The organism is Nitrococcus mobilis Nb-231, assembly GCF_000153205.1.
Taxonomy (GTDB): domain Bacteria; phylum Pseudomonadota; class Gammaproteobacteria; order Nitrococcales; family Nitrococcaceae; genus Nitrococcus; species Nitrococcus mobilis.
The window spans coordinates 1-1,394 of sequence record NZ_AAOF01000039.1 but is presented as its reverse complement, the minus strand read 5'-3'; the positions used below and the strand labels follow the sequence as shown (position 1 = coordinate 1,394).

Below are 1,394 nucleotides of genomic sequence, written 5' to 3'. Positions count from 1 at the left end.
GCGTTCCGCTCACGGGACAGCCGCTCCAGCCGCGCCTCGGTGGAATCGATATCCGGCAGATCCTCGTCGGCGCCGATCCCAGCCTTCTCCAGGATCTGATCCGGCAGGCATTCCAGCCGCTCGGAGATCCGCTCGCGCAGCGCGGTGAGCCCCTGATTCACCCGGGCAAGCTCGGACTCGGCCCGGACCCTGGCCTCGCGCGCGGCGGCCACCACCCGGTCGGCTTCCCGCGAGGCGTGGTCGGCCTGGCCCAGGACAACCTCGGCGGAGGCCAGCGCGTCGGCGGCGGTCTTGCGTTTGACTTCCGCTTCCTCGATGGCGCCCACAAGCTTGCCGCGTTGCTCGGCGATTTCGGCGGGACGCGCCGCGAGACGTTGCAACTCCGCCGTTTCGGCGCCCTGGCGTTCCTCCAGTTCGATCATCCGGGACTTGGCCCGCTCCACCCGGTCGGACCAGGTTGTTTGCTCGGCCTGGATCGCGGCAAGGCGGCTGCCCCGGCCCTGGGCCTCGCGGACCAGACGATCATGCTCGGCCCGGGCGTCGACCAGCGCCGTGCGTCGCTCCGCCAGCACCCGGCGATGGCCGGCGCTCTCGGCCCGCAAGGCCTCGACATCGCCAAGCTCGGCCAGTTCGGCTTCCGCCTGTTGCCGTTGCTCCACGGCTTCGGCCTGATCGGTCGCGATCCTGAGCTTGTTCTCCTGGATCGCGGCGAGTTTGGTCTCCAATTCCGCGAGCCGACCCCGCATGGCGCCCAGTTGCTTACGCGCGGTGTCCAGCTCGCCCATGGCCGTCCGCTGATCGGCGCGGTGGCGTTTCTCGCGCTCCCCAATCTCGGTTAGCGCCGTCTGCTCGACCTCGACGCGTTTCCGGGAAGCGGTGTGATCGCCGGATTTCCCGGCCAGCGCCGCTTCGATCTCGGCCAGGCGGTTGCGTTGACGCATCCTGACCGCCGCCGCGCTCGGTGCCTCGACGGTGATCACGAAGCCGTCCCAGCGCCACAGACCGCCCTCGCGGGTGGTCAGCCGTTGTCCCTGTGACAAGCTTGATTGCAGCCGGGCGGCGGTCGCGGGATCGTCGGCAACGCCGATTTGCGACAGTCGGCGGGTCAACTCGGCCGGGCCCTGGACCACCTGGCTCAACGGCATCGCGCCATCCGGCAATGCCGCGGAGCCCGCCCCGGGCGCGGCGGCCCGATCGGTCCAATACCGCGGCTCTCCGTCGCCGGCGCGGCTATCGACAGACGCGGTCAGATCCTCGCCCAGCGCGGCGCCCAGCGCGTTCTCGTAGCCGGCCTCGACCTTGATCAGGTCCAGCACCGGGGCCAGCCCCGCCGGCGCGTCGGCCAACAGCATGTCGCGCAGCGCTCCGGCCTCGGCCTCAAGCTGGCGACAACG

General features: G+C 70.9%; 1 protein-coding gene. It reads right to left on the bottom strand.

Annotation, left to right across the window (positions count from 1 at the left end):
• The coding region (locus NB231_RS18885) for a coiled-coil domain-containing protein (RefSeq protein ID WP_408634348.1) at nucleotides 1–1,352 on the bottom strand (1,352 nt) is incomplete at its 3' end.
• Between the last annotated feature and the right edge of the window lie 42 nt (nucleotides 1,353–1,394).